The following is a 19,701-nucleotide window of genomic DNA, read 5'->3' as shown; positions in this document are numbered from 1 at the left end:
CCCGCGCAAAACCCGCGGCCAGCCCAGACCTCCTCAGCGCGGAATCGAAAGCCGCCGCCTTCGGAATTGCCATAGCGGCATCGAGACCGGTAAACTTAGGATGCGCAATCGCATCGCAGCCTCAACTTTGCTGCTGGGGAAGTATCCCAGTCTGCGAGATCCGGCCGCGAACGACCGCGATTGCTGCCACTTCTCGCCATGGATCGCCGGCCGCCGGGCCCCAGCGCTTCGCTCGAGATGTGTTCCAATCAAAGCGGAGAGGTGGCAGAGTGGTCGATTGCGCTCGCCTCGAAAGCGAGTGAGCCTTTACGGGCTCCGGGAGTTCGAATCCCCCCCTCTCCGCCAGAACGCCTACCAGCAGTGTCCAGGCAGGTTCAACCATGAGCCTGTCCACTCCCTTCCAGCGGAAGCCATAGTTTGCTGGGCACCTGTTGGGACCAGCAGGGGCCGGAGGTTGAAATCGTTCTTCTCACCGAACAATGCGAATTCGGAAGATTCCAATAACTTCGCGGAGTTCGAGCGAAGATATCTTCTACCTTTGCCCAATGAGTCGGTAGCCATCCCGGGTGCGAACGCGATATTTCTGCAGCGCCTTACCTTCCAGGCTCACCTTGATTGAACGCCAGCCGCGATTGGGATTCGCCTGAGGATAATAACTCAGTGTATAGAGGTGGACCAAGTCCTCCCGGATTGAGGCGAACGCCTGCTTTTCTTCGCGCCAGTTCTTCGCAAAGTAAGCCTTGCCGCCCGAAACCTTGCTCATGCGCTCAAATGCAGCAGCAGAAACAGGATCCTCCTGGGCCTGCCGGGTGCTGATGATGTAAATGATCGTACCCGTCGATTGTGCCAACTCAGCCACATCCTCCGGGGGAATCGAACTGGCATTGTCGGGACCGTTTGAAAACACCACGACCGCTTTGCGACCCTTGAGCGGCGCAGCATCTTTCACCGTCAACAAGAGACTGTTGTAGAGTGCGGCATCATCACCGGCGACCGTACTCCGTACCCCGTTGATCAAGCGGAAGCGATCGGAAGTCAATTGAATCCCGCGAGAGAGATCCCGGCAATACGAATAAAACGCGATCCTGCTCGCATCATCCATCGAGCGGACAAAATCGGTGATCGCGTCCTGCGCGAACACAAAACTTCGGTACATGTAGTTGCTGGTGTCGAACAGAACAAACACTGTGGCTTCATTCAAATGCGGGCCGTCTGCCGGTGGATCAATCTGCGGCGACGGATCGGGCTCCGAAACCTGGCGCGCGGCTTCCGACGCGGAAACCTGACCCGGCCGAGTAACCTCCCTGGAACTGGGCGCCGATTCCCGGCTTTCTTCGAAGGTGGAGATCTTCTGCGGTATCTTGTCCTCGGTGATCGCAAAATCTTCAGGACGAAGGTCCGTCACGTAGTTCCCCTTGCTATCCATTACTGCGATGTTGAGTTGCACCAATACAACGTTTACACGCAGTTTCATTGGATCCTGAGCAGGAGATTGCGATCCCGTGCTCTGCAAAACGAGGCACGAAAGCGTGATGTAACAGCCTAGAGTTTTCCTTCTCATCGAAGTTAGACCCCTTTATGCGGTTCTCGCATGCTCTTAATGCTGGAACGTCGTAACGGCCTGGAGCGTAATCTTGCCCTTTCGAAATTCGTCTCCCGTTTGCTGCATCGCTCGAAGCAATGCGGGCGAGTCGTCGATGTTGCTGGCGAAGATATTGGCCACCATGTTGCGGGTTAGCTCGGGCACCAGAAGATTAAGTTCGGCTGGGGTATAGCCCATCTCGTCTGCAAGTCTGGCCCAGTAAAGATTGTTGGAATCCCATGATTCTGCAAACAGTCTGCCGGCGTCTCCGCCAAACGTTGAAATCGACTTTATGTTGAGCAGGGCGGAAGAAGCCGTGATCATCAGACCCGGATGGGGCACGCCGAAATCAGCCGACAATCGCTCCATGCCAGCCTCTGAAGGGTATTTCTGAGCAAGCTCATCCAATTCCCGCCCCACTGGTCCCGCCATCGATGCCGGATTGGGATATCTCCTCCGGAACTCCATCGCAAGATAAAAGACATCCGCAGGCGGCGTTTGTCCGATCACGATCGCGGCGCCCTCCGGACCCATAAGAGCCTTTGCGGTCTTTTCCACCTGACCCGGCATCATTCGATCCGCGAGGATGGCGATCACTTTCTCCCGAAGGTCCGCATTGCCCGCGGCTGCATTTAGCAGTTCTTCGCCCGCTCGTTGATACATCGCTGCAAGGTGCAATTCGTTTTGGCTCACATTCCACCAGCGCGGCAAGGTGGCGCTTACCAGGAGGTCGGGAACGATATCCTTCCAGATCAAGGCCTGAATGTTCTTTGGGACGATGAAATCTTCTTCCGCCGACGCCAGCGCATAAGGTAAATCTGCCAGAGAACCCAGCAAGTAGGCTCCCCCACCGGCCGTTGCGCCAATTCCTATCAGCCGGGGAACTCCCCATATCTCGACAGTCCCCTGAACCGAGATGGAGGAGAAATCATGGGAACGGACGAACAGCGGATTGTTATGGAGAACCTCGGCACCGGGTGGCTCGTAGTACGCATAGTTCAATCCAACCAGCGTGTCTCTCAGGAACGGAGTGAGCTGACCTCGGCCGGCCTCAATCTGCGACGGCGTTACCGAAGTTTTGAGGATCTTCGTCAGGTCCGTTCTCACCTGCAATTCCGCATGCCTGCTTGTGTATACAACTGGCGCCCAGGCGCTCTTCTCGTTTCCCGTAAAGATGGGCCGCGGCATCTCGAACTCACGGAGATTCTCAGCAAGGGGCAGCAACGCATTCCCGGTCGCGGATCCGCGCGCCATTTCGGTCATTCCATCGTAGAGGCCGAATAAGGTATCGAGAGAGACCAGGCGTTGATCATCCAGAACAGAACGAAGCCTCTCGGCCATTTCTTGGTGAACGCGTTGGCTGTCATGGTCATCGTGAACCGGTCCCGCAAGAAGGTCGATGATCTCATCCTGAGAGAGGTTTCGGTTGCCGCTCGCCGCCTGCAGCGCCCCCTGCAACGAACTTTGGGCCGCTTCGAAGAGTTGCACGGAGGAACGGCTCCCTATGAACGGCTGCACCACTTCGTGCCACGACGAATTCAGCTTGTCGAGGGGTATCTGGCCCTGCCGGGCAAGGATTTGCCAAATTCCAATGTCGGCCTGAAACGCTCCCAACGCATTCGAACGAAGAGCCAAATTCGGGATGCTGTCGATTCGATCTGACGCATCTACAAACTGCGCGATCGCGCTATCATCAAGACCCGGAAATTCGGCAAAGATAGCGAACCAATGGTGAAACTGTGCAAAGCGGCGTGCCACCAGTTTGTCCGTCTCACCGGACAGCTGGCGTTCCGGCGGTCTCAGGGAATTCATTGCATTCAGCAAAAGAAAAACCTGGACTGGGCCCGTGTCAGATTGAAGGTTCGACGACGCAATCAACGTTTCCAGCAGTCGCCCCGAGGTATTCCAGTCGTGACTCCGCCCTAACCAAGACCTCATTTGCCTGAATTTGGCCATCTGCGAGAGGATTTCCTCCCATACAAAAACATCTCCAGGAATCGCAAAGTCGCCGTCTGCCTTCCACTTTAACGAGGTCAATAAAATGAAGAGGTCGCCATTTCTAGGAAATATTCCCTTCGTCGCGCCGACGTAGGCAACGGGTGCTCTATAAACTTCGTAGAAACGCTTGAGGCGATTCCCTTCGGTCAGATGTTCCTGTTGGGCATGATTGAGACGAGCCAAAACATCGAAATACGCAGCCAGCCAACCGCTATCTCTTGTCAAGAGTTTGGCCACAAACGGTCCGGGAGCGCGCGGGCTTTCTCCTATCAGGTCCTCCCACGCTTTGTCGTTATCGCCGGGTACGATCACTCGCCCCGATTCGACACGAATTTGGCTTCCATACAAATCAATGACTGTCGCCACGGACATCAGCTTTTTCAGTCCCGGCGATTGATTCAAAGATAGCCGCGTTTCCAGGTCATATTTGGCCATTGCCGCGTAAAGGCGGTCAGCTTCGTGATTGTGCAACAACAGTTCAAGTAACGTGTTATCCGTTTTACGTTTTGAACCGGCGGCTGCAAGCCACTCTTTCTCAGTGAAAATGATCGGCACTCTGGTCGCTGGAAACGAATACGTGAACGGTCCATTCTTCTGCAAGGCTTGCTCAAGCGCGGTAAGCGGGAAACCTGAATCGATGGTTAGAAACGCTCGTTCTGCATTCCCCGTCACCAGCGCGGTATTTCTGTGGCCGCACAGTCCCTGAAACTTATATCCCAGCACGCTCAGTAACTCGGCCGCATCGCCGCAACCGCCGATGTGAATCTTGCCATCCGTCGCCGAAAGTCGCTCGAGGTCGCGAGCCTGGTGGACATACCTGTCTACCAGAATCAGGTACTCCTTTTCCCCGTCTGTGTCGAAGCCATATAGCACCACATTGCGTGCAAGCATCGGCAATACATCTTCAGGAGTTACCTCCTGGCTGATACCCGCCATGCGGAGAAAAGGTCGCAACGGGCCAGGGATCACGATCGAATCCGTTGGAACCGATTGCAGCTCATTGGGACGGGAATCAGAGTGCGCCCGCGAGGTCTGCGAACTCGCTTGCGAACACAGATAAGAAGGGCAGCAGATCGCCAGACAGAACAAACCGGATATACAAATAGACCGGGGATGAGAGAGACTCATCGAAACACCCCTTCAAACCACGAGAGGCATTGACTGGAGCGTCAACCAGGCTCCATTTGCCGGAAATACCCTTGGAACTCGAACGGCACAACCGCAACACATTCATCAAATAGCGTATTTCACAAAGAACGAAACTTCGAATCCGATCAGCGCCAGTCGCTTGGGAATCTCAAGCGGCAGGAGAGGAGCCGCGCAACCGGGCAACCATCATCGCAAATCAATGCGCGCCCGGCAAGCTTAATTGAAAAGCGTTGTTCATCAAGCCTCCCAGGCTCGGCACATAGAGCGGTTGGAGAAACGCAATGTAATTGAATGGTCATCGCTTCGGCGGATTCTGGCACGGACGTCGATATGCCCCGGAGATTTCGGTTCAACCAACCGCTCCTTCAGACTCATTCAAGGCGCGAAAGGTTCACGCAAGCGGTTTCAGTTCCCCAAACGTCGTCGGAATCAGTTCCGCCACCGTGGGATGAATATGCACCGAGTGTGTCAGCAGCGACGCTGGCTGGCGGGCATACATCGCGGTGAGGATGCAGTGGACAGCTTCGTCGCCTCCGACCCCAAATACCGTCGCCCCGAGAATCTGTTTTGATTCCGCGTCCACCAGCACCTTGATAAAGCCGGCGGTCTCCCCTTTTTCAATCGCGCGGCTCACACGCGTCATTGGGCGGACCCCCATCAAAGCCGGCTTTCCGCTCTTACGCACCTCGGCTTCCGACATACCCACACGCGCCAGTGGTGGGTCGATATAGATCGCCGATGCCGGAATCCGGTCGCTCACCTTCCGCGTGGCGCCCCCCAGCAGGTTGTCGGCCACAATCTCATAGTCGTTGTACGAGGTATGCGTAAAGGCGCCGCATCCATTGCAGTCGCCCAGCGCGAAGATGCCTGGGACATTGGTCTGCAACCCCTCATCGACGCGAATGTACCCGTGTTCATCCGCATCGATTCCAGCCGCCGCAAGATTCAGATCGCCGGTATTCGGCACGCGGCCCACCGCCAACAGAACGTGCGAACCATCCACGTGGGGAGCACCCTCATCGCACTCCAGTCCGACGGAGACACCGCGATCACGTTGCTCCAGGTGAATGCAATTGGCGTTGAGCCGAATATCAATTCCCTCCCCGGCAAAGATTTCGTGAATGACCCTGGATGCGTCCTCATCCTCGCGACTCGCCAGCCTCGAGCTCTTTTCTACGATCGTGACCTGGCACCCAAACCGCCGAAAGATCTGCGCAAACTCCAGGCCAACATATCCGCCGCCGACTACGACCAGGTGCTCCGGCAATTCGTCGAGCGAGAGAATGCTTGTGCTGGTCAGAAACGGGACCGTATCGGCGCCCGGCATCTTCTGCACCATGGGACGTGCGCCGACGTTAAGAAATATCTGCTCTGCCTCGTAGTCCTCTTGGCCCGCGCGCATCGCGTGTGGCCCGGTGAATCGCGCCTGTTCCCGGATTACGGTGCAATTCTGTGTACTTCCGAGCCATTTCTCCAGCCCGGACCGCGACTTGTTCACAATCGCATCCATGCGCGCCTTTACCGCACGCATATTTACGCTCACAGGGCCCGTGGTGACGCCGAAATCCACGCCGCGCCTCGCGAGATGCGCCGCGTGGGCGCTGGCTACAAGCGCTTTGGTCGGAGTACACCCCGTGTTCACGCACGTTCCACCCAGCAGATGCCGCTCGATCAGCGCCACCTTTCGCCCTACCTTCGCCAAACGCGCGGCCAGCGACGGTCCCGCCTGGCCCGCGCCGACAATGATCGCGTCAAAAGGCTGCGTCATCTAAAACCTCCTGAACATTTCCACGCACGAAGAGCTGTCATACGCCGAATTTATCGTAGCGTCACGTTGCCTCTCTAAGATGCGGGATTGTTGAAAACTGCCGTTCAGGCTGATGAACCCTTCACGCCATGCCAAACATCTGAAGCCTAGAAGGAGAAATTGAAGATGCCGTCAAGATCCGCACTTGTGGAGCACCAGAAGGCTCCGCTTACCACCCCTTCCGACATTGAACCGAAAGCAGTTGAAGATATCACCGGCGCACTCAACGCGCTGCTTGCCGATGTGTTCGGCCTGTACCTCAAGACCAAGAACTTTCATTGGCACATGAGCGGGCCGCACTTCCGTGATTATCACCTGTTGCTGGACGACCATGGAGACCAGTTGTTTGCCATGACGGACGATATCGCCGAGCGCGTCCGCAAGATTGGCGGTACAACGATCCGCTCCATCGGCCACATCGCGCGACTGCAGCGCATTCGCGACAATGACGCAGACTACGTCACTCCAGAGGACATGCTGGCCGAGTTGCGCGAAGACGAGAAGGCGCTGGTTCTCAGCATGCGCGCGGTTCACACCCTCTGCGATGACGAGGGAGATGTGGCCACTGCGAGCCTGCTGGAAAACTGGATTGACCAGGGACAGCGCCGCGGCTGGTTCCTGTTTGAAGCAACCCGCCACTCTCGCGGTTGAGTTCGATCAAACTCGCGTTTGGCAAACGAATCAGGAATCCATGAGCGCAGCGCCGGCCGTTGGGATGCAAAAGCCCCAACGGCCGCACGCACTATTCCGCCCGCAGCGCCTCAACCGCGTTGACGCTTGCGGCGCGCGCGGCAGGCACTGCGGAGGCAATCACAGCCGCGGCCAGAATGGTGAACGCCGACGCTACAAATGCCACTGCGCCCGGTTGGTGGATCTCCGCCACATATTTTCCCGCAATCGCTGAAAGACCGAAACCAAGCACCACGCCAGCCATTACCCCAATCGCGGCGATCGCCAGCCCGTCGACCAGTACATCGGTGAGAATATTGCGTCGCTGGGCGCCGAGCGCCATGCGGATTCCGAATTCACGCGTGCGGCTGCTCACCGAGAACGCCAGCACACCGGCAACGCCCACCACCGAAATCAGCAACGCAACTGCTGCGAATCCGCCAAACACAATCGCATTCAGTTTGTCGGGCGAAAGCACTTCTGCGCGAACATCGCCCAGCGTGCTTGCCTTCTCCACCGGTTGGTCTGAAGACATCTCGTGAATGGTGCGGCTGATCGCAGGCAGCAGCACATAGGGATCGTTATGAGCGCGCACAAAGAGTCGGCCGTTCCAGCCCTCCTGCTCGATCGGCTGGTACACGGTCATTGTGGGGGCCGGAATGATGTTCTCGTCATCGAAGTCCGGCACGACGGCGACGATGCGGCGCGGCTCCGTGCTGATGCCGATGAACTTCATCACGCCATCCGTCCACCATAGCTTGCGGTTCAGCGGATTCTGGCCCGGATAGAGCAGATTGGCAAGGCTCTGGCTGATGATCACCACGCGCTCCGACCCTTGCTTGTCGCCGTCATTGAAGTCGCGACCCGAAACAATCGGCACGCCGAACGTCGCAAAGAATCCAGGCGATACGGTCCGAAACTTGGCGCGGTAGTCCTGCCCGTCATTGCGCCGCGCTCCCTGCGCGGCAAAGGTGAAGGCGATGTTCAGTCCCTGGTCGTCGCGCCATGGCGCGCTGAAGCCGGAGGAAACATGCTCGACGCCCGGCAATACACCGACCCGGCGCAGCACTTCGCGATAGAACTGCTCCACCTGCTCCGGCGTCTTGCCATACGACAGCACGGGCAGATTCACGGCCAGCACATTGGCGGAATCGAACGGCGGCCGCGTTTCCTCGAGCACGAAGAGGGTCTTCATCAGAACACACGCCCCTGCCAGCAGCAAAAACGATGCGGTGATTTGCGTGACGGCGAAAATGCGAAGCCTCCGGCTGCTTCCACCCGCCGCCGCCCGCACCCCGCGCGCAGACAGGCCGCCCTGCGCGCCATTAGGCGAAGGCAGCCGCGGCACGTACGCCAGAAAAACTGCCGCCACCAGTGCCAGCGCAATTCCAAACCACACCAGGCTGAAATCGAGTGTCAGGTCATTGGCGCGCACCGAGAATCGCGCAGCGTACCGGCCCAGCACGTTCACCATCGGAATCGCGAGCAGAACGGCCGCAATCGCACCGCTGCCGCATAGCACCAGCCCCTCGGCCAGAAGCGATCGCCGGATGGCGCGCGTGCTTGCGCCCAGCGCCAGGCGAACCGCTAATTCCGATTCACGCCGTACTGTCCGCGCCAGTACGAGGTTGGCGACATTTGAACTCGCAATCACAAACAGCAGTCCTGAAGCCGCAAACAATATCCACAAAATCGCATTCGCGCGGGCATTGATCTGTTCGTGCATCCGCGTCACTTCGATCTGGTAGTGATCCTCGGGTTTGTAGACTTCGGGGTGGGCAGCAGTCATTGCCGCGTACACTGCGCGCAACTCCGCGCGCGCCGCTTCCACTGTCGCTCCCGGAGCGAGCCGCGCAAAGACCTCCGTCATGCGATGCTCGCGGCCGGTCACCATCGTTGCCGAGAGGTGATGCGGACTCGTCACCACGTTGGCAATCATCTCGGTCGCCACCGGATACGGCACCGACGGCTCCAGCACTCCCACCACCGTCGCCGAACGCGCGCCCATGATGCTTTCGAGCCGCACTTGTTTGCCCAATACGCTGGGGTCGGAGTGAAGCGAAGATTTCCAGAAGTGATACGTCAGTACAACAGCGCCTGCCGCGTTCTGTCCGTCGTCATTCGGGCCAAGCAGACGCCCAAGGATCGGTTTGAGCCCCATCACATCGAAGTAGTGTCCGTCGACAACGCCCGCCGGGATCTCGCGGGGCGTGCCCAGCCCTACCACCGTAAAGTCGATCTCTGAAAATGTGCCGAGTTCCTGAATCGTCTTCAGTTTGCTTCCGATGTCGCTGATCTCGGGAATCGAAAATGTCGCATTCGTCACTCCGATTCCCGGTGCGCTCTGGCGCACGTAGAGCAGGCGGTCTTCATCGCGATTCGCAAGCGGCCGCAGCAGCACCGCGCGCACCACGCTGAAGATGGCGGCGTTGGCGCCGATCCCCAGGGCCAGGGTAAGAGCCACGGTGAACCACAGGGCGCGAACGCGCCCCAGCGAGCGAACAGCAATCCTCAGATCACGAAAAAATGACATGACGGGCGACCTCCGAGGGGAATCGGTTGGAATCGTACGGAACCAGTGTAAGCCCAACACTTGACGAATATGTTGATATCAACTATTCTCATCTCGTGTCAAGCACAAATGCGCTACCCTTCGAGACAACGCTGCTGGTCAAGGATCGATGTCTTTGCCTCCATGTGCAGCGTGCGGCGCGCGCACTCGGCCGTCGATTCGACGAGGAGTTGCGTCCCTTCGACCTGACCAATGGGCAGTTTTCCTTGCTCATGTCGCTCAATCGCCCTGCACCTCCGCCCATGGGGCCGGTCGCCACCCTGCTGGCGATGGATCGAACCACTCTTACAGCGGCCCTGAAGCCGTTGGAGCGGCGTGGCCTGGTTAGGATCGCTTCCGACGCGTCTGACCGGCGCAGCCGTATCCTCATCCTGACCGCGAAAGGGCGCAGCCTGCTGGCCCGTGCGTTGCCTGTCTGGCAACGCACCCACGAAGAGATCGAACAGCTTGCTCCCGGCGTCGATTGGAACGGGCTGCGCCAGAACCTCCACGCCATCTCCTGACTGCTCATTTTTCTTTGTTCATTGCGAGTGTTGATCCAGCGGTCGACGATTCTAACTGCCCGAGAAGCCGAGTGACCGACAATCGCGATGTTTCGGTCCCGACCGGAGGCAATTTGAATCGGACCAGAAGATAAGCGGTTAATTCTAGAAGTACGTCTGCACCACATCGACAACGTTGTATGCCTCGTCGAGAATTGGGATCGTCCTCCACTTGTCGAATGTGAGGCACGGGTGCGAAATGTTGAAGCCGATCATGTCTCCAACGCGCACATTGTCTCCGGCTGCAATCTTCAGGTAGGCGTGCTGGTCCATCAACTTCGTGGTCTCCCAGTGTGCCAAACATGGCTTCGGCTCGGAGCTTCCAGGCCGAACGTGTAGCGCCGGCGTCGGCAGTCCGGAATCGAATGCCGCATCGCGCCGCCCCATGGTCACAACGGCCAGTTCGTCCTCTGGAACGGATTGGACGTACGCCCATATATGCAACGCCGGCACGAGGCCGGAACGCGTCTCCCGCGCAATCGGATTCGACGCAAGTATGCGCCTCTGTTGTGTCTCGTAGTTGCCCACATCGTGCGTCAGGTAACAGCCGGGCCGCAGCACAATCTCCACCGCATCGCCGAATTCCGCCGCAGCAAACTCTTCGGCCACCACGTCGTACCATGCCGATCCCGCGCCGGAAAGCAGAGCCGGCTTACGGGCGAAGGCGTTCCGCTCAAGCAGGGTGCGGGTTACGTCGCATGCGCGTTGCATAAACGCGCGAATGTCCTTCTCCTCCTTCAGCACGCCTTCGTAGAGCTCCACGCCGCAAAGTTGAATCGCGTTGTTCCATTTAGCCAGCGCACTCAGCACCTGCTCCAACTGCACATCGTCGCGAACTCCGCAGCGTCCGCCGATCACCCCAAGTTCGAGCAACACGTTCAGCCGCAGCCCGAGCACGGAGAAAAATCTCCCCAGCAGTTCCACACCAGCCGCCGAATCCACCAGGCAATAGAACTCGAACTCCGGATCTCTGAGGAGGTTTGCAATCATCTGCATGTTCTGCCGCCCTACAAGCTCGTTGGCCATCAGCACGCGATGCACTCCGTGCGCATGCGCCACCATCGTCTGGTGTGCGCTGGCCAGGGTGATGCCCCATGCGCCGCTTTCGAGTTGCATCTGGAACAGCCGTGGCGCCATCGTTGTTTTGCCATGCGGCGCCAGCCGAACCCTGTATGCATCCATGAAGCGCTGCATCCAGCCGAGATTGTGCTCCAGCCGATCGCGATACAGCACCGCTGTCGGCAAGCTCAGATCTTCGCGTAACAGATTCCATCCCAGTTGAACAATTTGTTCGGCCGACGAATCCCCGGGGATCGAGCCCAGCCCCTTGTTCAAGCAGCCAATCTGCCGTCCCGCCTGCATTTGCGTGTTGTTTTCGCGAATGATTCTCACCCCTTCCGCCAGCGACATCTCGAACCCGCACCCGCGACCATAGTCTATATTCTGAGTCAGTCCAGATGCTGAATTGCGACACACTCATACGCAACGCAACGGTGCTTGACGGCAGCGGAAACGACGCGCAGTTGCTTGACGTCGCCGTTCACAATGGCCGCATTGTTGAAATCGGCGCATCCCTCCATTGCAGCACAGCGGACATCATTGAAGCCGACGGTCTCTGCCTCGCGCCCGGCTTCATCGACGTACACACCCACGACGATACCAGCGTCATTGAAACACCCGCGATGCTGCCCAAAATCTCGCAGGGCGTCACCACCGTCATCGTCGGCAACTGCGGCATCAGCGCTTCGCCGGTCAGGCTCAAGGCCGACCCGCCCGATCCGATGAACCTGCTGGGGAAGCGCGAATACTTCCGCTACCCGACTTTCGACCACTACGTCTCTGCGCTCGCTGCCGCGCGCCCGTCGGTCAACGTTGCGGCCCTCATCGGCCACACCTCGCTGCGCAACAATCACATGGATCGCCTTGACCGCACTGCCAACGAGGAAGAGGTTCAGCGGATGCGCGCCGAACTTGCCGCAGCCCTCGCGTCGGGCGCCCTCGGCCTCAGTTCCGGGCTGGCATACGCGTCCGCCAATGCCGCCGGCACCGACGAAGTAATGGCGCTCGCAAGCACACTGATCGGCGCTCGCAGCATTTACGTTACGCACATGCGGACCGAGACCGACGCCATCCTCTACGCGATGGACGAATCCTTCCGCATCGGCCGCTATGGCGAGTCGCCCGTCGTCATCTCGCATCTCAAATGCGCGGGCATTGCCAATTGGGGTCGCAGCAGCGAAGTCCTCGACGCGCTCGAGCGGGCGCGTGCCTCTCAACACATCGGCTGCGACTGCTATCCCTACGCCGCTGGGTCCAGCACACTGGACCTCGGGCAGGTCGACCCGCGCGTTCGGATCGAAATCACCTGGAGCACTCCCTTCCCCACAGCCGCAGGCCGGACGCTCACCGACATCGCCACGGACTGGAACCTCACCCAACTCGATGCGGCAAGGCGTCTTCAGCCCGCCGGCGCGATCTATCACAGCATTGATGAGGACGACATGCGTCGCATTCTCGCGCATCCCGCCACGATGATCGGGTCGGATGGTTTGCCTTGGGACCAGCACCCCCATCCTCGCCTCTGGGGCGCATTCCCGCGCGTGCTTGGCCGCTATTGCCGCGATCAAAAGCTGTTCTCGCTTCCGCAGGCGATTCACAAGATGACCACCATGCCCGCCCGGCGCTTCGGTTTGGCACAGCGCGGAGCGATTGCCGAAGACTACTGGGCGGACCTCGTTCTATTCAATCCCCACACCATCGAAGACAGCGCGACTTTCGCCGACCCCATCCGTCCCGCCCGCGGCATCGAGAAGATCTGGGTCAATGGCACCTTGTCGTACACTTCTCAAGGACTCACCGGAGACCGCGCAGGCCGCTTCCTTCCTCGCGCCAAAACCGAGTGGCTCCAATGAACCGCGCAGTCATCTTCCTGAAACCGGCCAGCCGATGATCGATCCCCACAGCATCTTTCTGTTGCTCAGCGCGCTCGGCGCCGTTATCGGAATCATCCTGCTCGTCACGGTCCTCAAGCTCAACCCGTTTCTCAGTCTCCTGCTCGCTTCTCTCGCCCTGGCCATTGTCTCCGGGATGCCGATGGCAAGCGTGATTCACTCCTTCGAAGCCGGCGTGGGCGGCACCCTCGGCCATATCGCCATCGTGGTCGCCCTGGGCACCATGCTCGGCAAAATGATGGCTGAATCCGGCGGCGCCGACTCCATCGCGCTTACCCTGATCCGCATCTTTGGCGAAAAACACCTGCCCTGGGCCATGATGGTCATCGGCCTCATCGTGGGCCTGCCCGCATTTTTCGAAGTCGGCTTCGTACTCCTCATCCCCATTGCTTTTACTGTTTCGCGCCGCACGGGAACCCCCCTCATTCGCGTCGCCCTTCCGCTGGTCGCAGCGCTTTCTGTCGATCACGGCCTTGTCCCCCCACATCCGGCCGCTCTGCTCGCAGTTAACATCTACCACGCCGACGTTGGCCGAACGATCTTCTACGCGCTGCTGATCGCCATTCCGACCGCTGCGCTTGCTGGCCCGCTTTTTGCAAAAATCATTGCGCCCTGGATCAAGGTTCCCGCCGAAAATCCCATGGCCGACGATTTTGCCGATCACAATCCCAACCGCAGCCTACCGGGCTTCTGGCTTACCATCGGCAGCATCCTGCTTCCTGTCGCCCTCATGCTCATCGGTAGCTGGGCCGACTCCTTCGCGCCCAAGGGCACTGTCGCCAACGAAGCCCTTCATCTCGCCGGCAACGACGACATTGCCCTTCTCATCGGAGTCCTCATCAGCTTCATTACGCTTGGCGCGATGCGCGGCGTCTCGCGCGAAACCATACTCCGCTTCAGCAATGAGTGCCTGGCTCCCACTGCCACCATTACCCTGCTGGTCGGCGCCGGCGGTGGATTCGGACGCGTACTGCAGGACAGCGGCGTCTCCCACGCCATGATTCAGATCGCCATGCAGCGGCACCTGCCGCTGCTTCTGCTTGCCTGGACCCTGGCCGCTCTCATGCGTCTCGCAACAGGATCCGCGACCGTTGCGATGACTACCGCCGCAGGTATTGTGGCGCCTATTGCTCTGCAGACTCCCGGAGTTTCCCCGGAACTGCTGGCCATCGCCACCGGCGCCGGTTCCCTCATCTTTTCGCACGTCAACGACGGCGGCTTCTGGCTGGTGAAGGAATACCTGAACCTTAGCGTTACCGAAACCTTGAAGTCGTGGTCCATCTGCGAAACCATCATCTCCTTCGCAGGGCTGGGATTCGCCCTTCTCGCCTCGCTGGCAGTCTGATCCAAACAGCCTTCAGTGGGCTGCATCTCGAAAGTAGCGGCTCTGGAGCCGAATCCGGAGGAGTTTTAACTCGATTCTTTCAGCGAGGCTTAGATTGCACTGATCCGCTCATGATCTTTGAGATAATTGAAGTGGCGAAGTTTCAACTTTTATCACCCGTTTTTTAAGAGTGTCTCCTGGAGATTTTCGACGAGCGCTTGGAATATGAAATTGAGGTCTGTGCATTGAATGTTTCGGCCAGTGGCCTCGCGCAAATCATCTTGAATTCCGGTTGCGAGGAAACAACTCTGAGCGTATCTGTCGTCATTTGCACAAGAAACCGTCCCGCCAATCTGAGGGAGTGCCTCAGCGCCATTGCCCGGTTGGACCCGATGCCCAACCAGATTCTGGTCGTTGACAACACGCAAGGCAATCAGGAAACCGAGAACCTCTCGCACGAATTCGGCACCCGCTATGTGATCGAGCCGGTGCCGGGCTTGAGCCGCGCACGCAACCGCGGACTGGCAGAGTGCGACACAGAGATTGTGGCCTTTCTCGACGACGACGCCGTTCCGGCACCCGACTGGCTCGGCATCCTGATGGAGCCATTTGCCGACGAGAGGACGGCGGCCTCCACCGGAAAGGTGGTCACTCCGATCTCCCTGGGCGGCAACAGGACGGACGGTCCGCGCATCCTCAGCAGGAGCGATCCACACTGGTTCGAAATCACTACTTTTGGCGGAATGGGCCTTGGCAGCAACATGGCCTTGCGCAAAAGTGCATGTCTTACCCCCGACGTGTTCGACGTTCGCCTCGGCCGCGGTGCCCCATTTCAAATAGGCGAAGAATCCTACGCCTTTGCCAGCCTGCTCTCGAACGGATACAAAGCCGTTTACCTTCCCGCCGCAGTCGTATTTCATCCGTCTTTGAGCAGAGACACTATTGAAAACGAAGCTCGAAACTCGATTACCTATTGGCTCCTGTTGTTTTCAGAATTTCCTGCGCAGCGAATGGACCTTGTTCGGTTCCTCATTCGACGTTTGCGCGGCAAGCCGCTCGACTGGCCTCGCGACCCGCAGGAGCCGGGAGAGATTATGACCAGCGGATGGCGCATTCTCCTCAAAGCCTCAGTCGAAGGTCTTTGGCTCTTTCTTCGCACTCCGAAAGGAAGAGACACATAGGTACGTCAGGATTGAACGAAACATCGGCGCGGGTGGACTTCTGGACGAGCGAGTGCCCGCTGTTGAGCGTCCTCCCTTTGCCGCCGCCTGTTTCGTTTCCTGCAACACACAGCAATTGGCGTTTGAGAGAATTCAATTTACCCTATTGTGTGGTCACGTTGCGATCAAAGGAGCTAATTTGAGGAAGCAGGGGGCCCTCTATTCTACATATCGCAGTACACGAAAGGTCCTGGAGAAAGTCCCGCTTTTCCGAACGGCGATCGGCTACATGCTGGAAATCAAGAGCACCGTGGTTGACAGCAGCGAACGGAATCGCGCCGCGGTGGAAGAGAATTTCCAGGAACCTGATCCCTATGGCTTTGCTCGGGACCTCGAGCAGTTTCGCTTTCAGCGCGCATTGGAGTTCCTGCGTTTGGCAAAGCCGGATGGTGTCTTTCCAAGTGTCCTGGGGGTGGGTTGCGCAGAAGGTATGTTCACAAGGATGCTGGCTGAGCGCTGTGGAACGCTTCTTGCGGTAGACCTATCCGCGATAGCCCTCCAGCGTGCAAAGCAACGGTGCAGTGATCGAAGCAATATCGAATTCGCCGAATGGGACGTCCGCCGTGATCCAATTAACGGAACCTTTGACTTGATTGTCGCGACCGGCGTGCTTGAGTACATCCTGCGTCCAGTATACGTCTGATCTGCTTCTCTACGCATCCAGCAATTACCGAAAGGCCGCTCTGATTTCCGCATCTGGCGGGATAATCGCTCTCGCAATCGCACTTGTCCTGGTACCTCGATATGGGGCAGCCGGCATGGCGTTTTCAATGGCAGCGGTTCAGGTCCCATTTATGTGCACCTGGTTCACATTCGAGGCCTGCAAATACACCCACATTTCCTTTTGGCTTCTTGCGTCTGAGATGCTGCGCGGCCTTGGATTGCCAACCGCAATCATGGTTTCCGGCACTTGTGTCGTACTAGCATTCCGCCGACAAATTTCATCCCCCTGGATTGTTCTGGCCGGAATTGCCCTAGGCCTTTCTTATTTCGCCGTTTGGGGATTTCAAACGGCTCTCCCTCTCTATCGTCAAACCTCCAAAGCTTCCCACTGATCGCGTGGAACCGTATCTGAGCGACTTTCACTCAGATTTAACGATCTCCACTTGACAGATGCCAGGCTCCGACCCTATCTTTAGCAATTGGAAGCAGTGAGTGCTAGCACAAGGCTTGCAGCAGTGCTTATCTCGCAGTTCGGCCTCCCGTCGGAGACCTGTTTCCCAGAAGCTTTTACACCCAACTTAAAACCATTCCGCGGCCGGCATCTGCTGGTCCGCGTGTGAAGGAGAAGCGAAGCAATGGCAGCAACATCGGTTACCACCACCTTCACCCCGCTCCACGATCGTATCCTCGTCCGCCGTGTGGAAGAGGGAGAAACGGTCCGCGGGGGCATCATCATTCCCGACAGTGCAAAAGAGAAGCCCCAGGAGGGCGAAGTTATCTCCGTGGGCAAAGGCAAGTCGAACGACGAGGGCAAGGTATTCCCTCTCGACGTCAAGGCCGGCGACAAGATTCTCTTTGGCAAGTACTCCGGCACCGAGATCAAGATCGACGGTGAGGAGTTCCTTATCATGCGTGAAGAAGAAGTCCTCGGCATCATCAAGAAGTAGGCGCGCTTTAAGCGCGAGTTGTCAGTTTTCAGTCTTCAGTTGTCAGTACCAGTTGCGTACAACCCGCAAAGCTGACACGAGACGGAATTGACTGACAACTGGCAATTGTGAACTGACAACTGTACTTAGGAGAGAAGCATGTCAAAGCAGATTCTGCACGGTGAAGATTCCCGTCAGGCGATCTTGCGCGGCGTCAACACGCTGGCAGACGCCGTGAAGGCGACGCTTGGTCCCAAAGGCCGCAACGTCGTAATTGAGAAGAAGTTTGGTTCCCCCACCATCACCAAGGACGGCGTAACGGTTGCCAAGGAAATCGACCTCAAGGATCCAATGGAGAACGTCGGCGCGCAGCTCGTTCGCGAAGTGGCCTCCAAGACCTCTGACGTTGCCGGCGATGGCACCACAACCGCGACCGTTCTGGCCCAGGCGATCTTCCGCGAAGGCGTGAAGACTGTTGCCGCGGGCGCCAATCCCACCGCTCTGAAGCGCGGCATCGATAAGGCGGTCACCGTCATCATCGGCACCCGTGACAAGGACGGAAAGTTCATTGACCACGGCGCGCTCGGCAAGCTCTCAAAGCCCGTGGACGAGGGTTCCGTTGCCCAGGTCGGCGCAATCTCGGCCAATGGCGACCAGGAAATCGGCGACATTATTGCTCACGCCGTCAAGGTTGTCGGCAAGGATGGCGTCATCACGATCGAAGAGTCCAAGACCATGCACACCGGCCTCGAGACCGTCGACGGCATGCAGTTTGACCGCGGCTATCTCAGCCCCTACTTCGTCACCGATGCGGAGCGGCTGGAAGTGGTGTTGGAAGATCCGTACATTCTGATTTACGAAAAGAAGATCAGCGCGATGAAGGACCTGCTTCCTCTTCTCGAGCAGGTTGCTCGTGGCGGCAAGCCCCTCCTGATCATTGCTGAGGATGTTGAGGGTGAAGCTCTGGCCACCCTTGTGGTCAACAAGCTTCGTGGCACGCTGAATGTCGCGGCGGTCAAGGCTCCCGGCTTCGGCGATCGCCGCAAGGCAATCCTGGGCGACATCGCCATCCTCACCGGTGGCAAGGCGATCACCGAGGATCTCGGCATCAAGCTCGAAGGCGTGAAGCTCGAGGACCTGGGCAAGGCAAAGCGCATCACCATCGACAAGGACAACACCACCATCGTCGACGGCGCCGGCAAGTCCACCGACATCGAAGGCCGCGTCAAGGAGATCCGTTCCCAGATCGAGAAGACCACCTCCGATTACGACAAGGAAAAGCTGCAGGAGCGGTTGGCCAAGCTGGTTGGCGGCGTTGCCATCATCAAGGTTGGCGCAGCCACTGAGACCGAGCTGAAGGAGAAGAAGGCTCGCGTTGAAGACGCTCTCCACGCGACTCGTGCGGCCGTCGAGGAAGGCATTGTCCCGGGCGGCGGCGTCGCCCTGGTTCGTGCCACTCCCGCGGTGCAGGCGCTCATCAAGACCCTGGAAGGCGACGAAAAGATCGGTGCGCAGATTGTGCTCCGCTCGCTTGAAGAGCCGCTGCGGCAGATTGTTGCCAATGCCGGCGAAGAGGGCGCGGTCGTGGTTGCCAAGGTGCTCGAGTCCAAGGACCAGCACTTCGGCTACAACGCTGCGACCGGCGTCTTCGAAGACCTGGTGAAGGCCGGCGTCATTGACCCCACCAAAGTCACGCGGACTGCCCTGCAGAATGCAGCGTCCATCGCTGGCCTTCTGCTCACCACGGAAGCCCTGGTTGTCGAAATTCCGGAGCCCAAGTCTGCCCCGGCAGGCGGCGGCCACGGCGGCGGCATGGACGGCATGTACTAAAACAGGGAGTAGGGACTAGGGAATAGTGAGTAACAAACCCGCTCCCCGGCATTCCCGCTCAAAAGCATAGAAAAGGCCTCCAGCTTCGGCTGGGGGCCATTTTTCTTCCGGATTCGAGCTGCAAAGAGCTTCCTGGCAGCCGGGGCTGCCATCTGGCGCTCCCTTTCCTCAGGCGATCTGGCGGCGCACTTCGTTGATCGGCGTCGGAACACCCACCGGAGCTGCCTTGGGCCGCGCCGACTGAAGCCATCCAGCCGAGAGCCATTTCTCCGGAACGACGAACTCCGAAAATCCGCAGTCCAGGCAAATCTGGACATCGGGCTGAGGGGACATGGGCGGATGGCTCATCGTGCGGGGAGCGTTGCGATAGAGCCGAATCTCAGCGGGGACCGTCGAGAGGGCTCCCGACTTGCACTTGGGACAGAACATTTGAGACTCCAGAAATTATTTGACCTGTGGAAAAACCAA

Annotated in this window: 14 protein-coding genes and 1 tRNA gene; 9 read left to right on the top strand and 6 right to left on the bottom strand. The window is 58.4% G+C overall.

The annotated features are described in order from the left end of the window. Positions 1–255: 255 nt before the first annotated feature. Positions 256–345, top strand: a tRNA-Ser gene (locus WCA10_RS12500). 187 nt (positions 346–532) lie between these two features. Here the strand turns inward: WCA10_RS12500 and WCA10_RS12495 are convergent. The 3 genes from WCA10_RS12495 to WCA10_RS12485 form a co-directional block, all read right to left on the bottom strand. After that, positions 533–1,474 carry a VWA domain-containing protein gene (locus WCA10_RS12495; protein ID WP_472822850.1) on the bottom strand — a complete coding sequence of 314 codons (942 nt, stop codon included), beginning with the start codon at positions 1,472–1,474 and terminating at the stop codon, positions 533–535. A 123-nt stretch (positions 1,475–1,597) separates the two neighbouring features. Further along, the gene (locus tag WCA10_RS12490; protein WP_472822849.1) at positions 1,598–4,471 is read right to left on the bottom strand and encodes a hypothetical protein; all 2,874 of its coding nucleotides are present in this window, start codon (positions 4,469–4,471) and stop codon (positions 1,598–1,600) included. Positions 4,472–5,120: 649 nt separating this feature from the next. Continuing rightward, a complete protein-coding gene (locus tag WCA10_RS12485; protein ID WP_472822848.1) occupies positions 5,121–6,497 on the bottom strand; it encodes an FAD-containing oxidoreductase in 1,377 nt (458 codons plus the stop codon). Between the two features lie 165 nt (positions 6,498–6,662). Between WCA10_RS12485 and WCA10_RS12480 the strand changes: the two genes are divergently transcribed. Continuing rightward, entirely contained in the window at positions 6,663–7,187 is a 525-nt protein-coding gene (locus WCA10_RS12480) for a Dps family protein (RefSeq protein WP_472822847.1), read from the top strand. A gap of 91 nt (positions 7,188–7,278) precedes the next feature. Here WCA10_RS12480 and WCA10_RS12475 read toward each other — a convergent pair whose 3' ends face one another. Further along, complete coding sequence (locus WCA10_RS12475) at positions 7,279–9,738, bottom strand: ADOP family duplicated permease (RefSeq protein WP_472822846.1); 2,460 nt, start codon at positions 9,736–9,738, stop codon at positions 7,279–7,281. 95 nt (positions 9,739–9,833) lie between these two features. Here WCA10_RS12475 and WCA10_RS12470 point away from each other — a divergent pair, with 95 nt between their 5' ends. Beyond that, positions 9,834–10,280, top strand: coding sequence for a MarR family winged helix-turn-helix transcriptional regulator (locus WCA10_RS12470; protein WP_472822845.1), 447 nt, complete (start codon positions 9,834–9,836; stop codon positions 10,278–10,280). A gap of 144 nt (positions 10,281–10,424) precedes the next feature. On the opposite strand, the gene WCA10_RS12465 is transcribed toward WCA10_RS12470, so the two are convergent. Continuing rightward, positions 10,425–11,711, bottom strand: coding sequence for an amino acid deaminase (locus WCA10_RS12465; protein WP_472822844.1), 1,287 nt, complete (start codon positions 11,709–11,711; stop codon positions 10,425–10,427). Positions 11,712–11,776: 65 nt separating this feature from the next. On the opposite strand from WCA10_RS12465, the gene WCA10_RS12460 reads away from it, so the two are divergent. The 6 genes from WCA10_RS12460 (at position 11,777) to groL (ending at position 19,233) form a co-directional block, all read left to right on the top strand. Next, entirely contained in the window at positions 11,777–13,231 is a 1,455-nt protein-coding gene (locus WCA10_RS12460; RefSeq protein WP_472822843.1) for an N-acyl-D-amino-acid deacylase family protein, read from the top strand. Beyond that, complete coding sequence (locus tag WCA10_RS12455) at positions 13,143–14,615, top strand: GntT/GntP/DsdX family permease (RefSeq protein ID WP_472822842.1); 1,473 nt, start codon at positions 13,143–13,145, stop codon at positions 14,613–14,615. The genes WCA10_RS12460 and WCA10_RS12455 overlap by 89 nt, the downstream gene beginning before the upstream one ends. A 197-nt stretch (positions 14,616–14,812) precedes the next feature. After that, the gene (locus WCA10_RS12450; RefSeq protein ID WP_472822841.1) at positions 14,813–15,775 is read left to right on the top strand and encodes a glycosyltransferase family 2 protein; all 963 of its coding nucleotides are present in this window, start codon (positions 14,813–14,815) and stop codon (positions 15,773–15,775) included. A gap of 52 nt (positions 15,776–15,827) precedes the next feature. Continuing rightward, the gene (locus tag WCA10_RS12445; RefSeq protein WP_472822840.1) at positions 15,828–16,457 is read left to right on the top strand and encodes an SAM-dependent methyltransferase; all 630 of its coding nucleotides are present in this window, start codon (positions 15,828–15,830) and stop codon (positions 16,455–16,457) included. Between the two features lie 655 nt (positions 16,458–17,112). Beyond that, positions 17,113–17,424 (top strand): co-chaperone GroES, encoded by a 312-nt coding sequence (locus WCA10_RS12440; protein ID WP_472799201.1) that lies wholly within the window; start codon positions 17,113–17,115, stop codon positions 17,422–17,424. Positions 17,425–17,562: 138 nt separating this feature from the next. Then, positions 17,563–19,233, top strand: coding sequence for a chaperonin GroEL (gene groL, locus WCA10_RS12435; RefSeq protein ID WP_472822839.1), 1,671 nt, complete (start codon positions 17,563–17,565; stop codon positions 19,231–19,233). A 168-nt stretch (positions 19,234–19,401) separates the two neighbouring features. On the opposite strand, the gene WCA10_RS12430 is transcribed toward groL, so the two are convergent. Next, complete coding sequence (locus WCA10_RS12430; protein WP_472822838.1) at positions 19,402–19,662, bottom strand: hypothetical protein; 261 nt, start codon at positions 19,660–19,662, stop codon at positions 19,402–19,404. Between the last annotated feature and the right edge of the window lie 39 nt (positions 19,663–19,701).

The organism is Occallatibacter sp. (assembly GCF_049582745.1).
Classification (GTDB): Bacteria; Acidobacteriota; Terriglobia; order Terriglobales; family Acidobacteriaceae; genus Telmatobacter.
Note: the sequence above shows the minus strand (reverse complement) of the source record. Positions and strands in the feature narration are given on the sequence as shown.

Bases quoted from the DNA above. Each gene is read 5' to 3' on its own strand.
- WCA10_RS12495 (WP_472822850.1), bottom strand. From the start codon at position 1,474: ATGAAACTGCGTGTAAACGTTGTATTGGTGCAACTCAACATCGCAGTA.
- WCA10_RS12490 (WP_472822849.1), bottom strand. From the start codon at position 4,471: ATGCTTGCACGCAATGTGGTGCTATATGGCTTCGACACAGACGGGGAA.
- WCA10_RS12485 (WP_472822848.1), bottom strand. From the start codon at position 6,497: ATGACGCAGCCTTTTGACGCGATCATTGTCGGCGCGGGCCAGGCGGGA.
- WCA10_RS12480 (WP_472822847.1), top strand. From the start codon at position 6,663: ATGCCGTCAAGATCCGCACTTGTGGAGCACCAGAAGGCTCCGCTTACC.
- WCA10_RS12475 (WP_472822846.1), bottom strand. From the start codon at position 9,738: ATGTCATTTTTTCGTGATCTGAGGATTGCTGTTCGCTCGCTGGGGCGC.
- WCA10_RS12460 (WP_472822843.1), top strand. From the start codon at position 11,777: ATGCTGAATTGCGACACACTCATACGCAACGCAACGGTGCTTGACGGC.
- WCA10_RS12455 (WP_472822842.1), top strand. From the start codon at position 13,143: ATGGCACCTTGTCGTACACTTCTCAAGGACTCACCGGAGACCGCGCAG.
- WCA10_RS12440 (WP_472799201.1), top strand. From the start codon at position 17,113: ATGGCAGCAACATCGGTTACCACCACCTTCACCCCGCTCCACGATCGT.
- groL (WP_472822839.1), top strand. From the start codon at position 17,563: ATGTCAAAGCAGATTCTGCACGGTGAAGATTCCCGTCAGGCGATCTTG.
- WCA10_RS12430 (WP_472822838.1), bottom strand. From the start codon at position 19,662: ATGTTCTGTCCCAAGTGCAAGTCGGGAGCCCTCTCGACGGTCCCCGCT.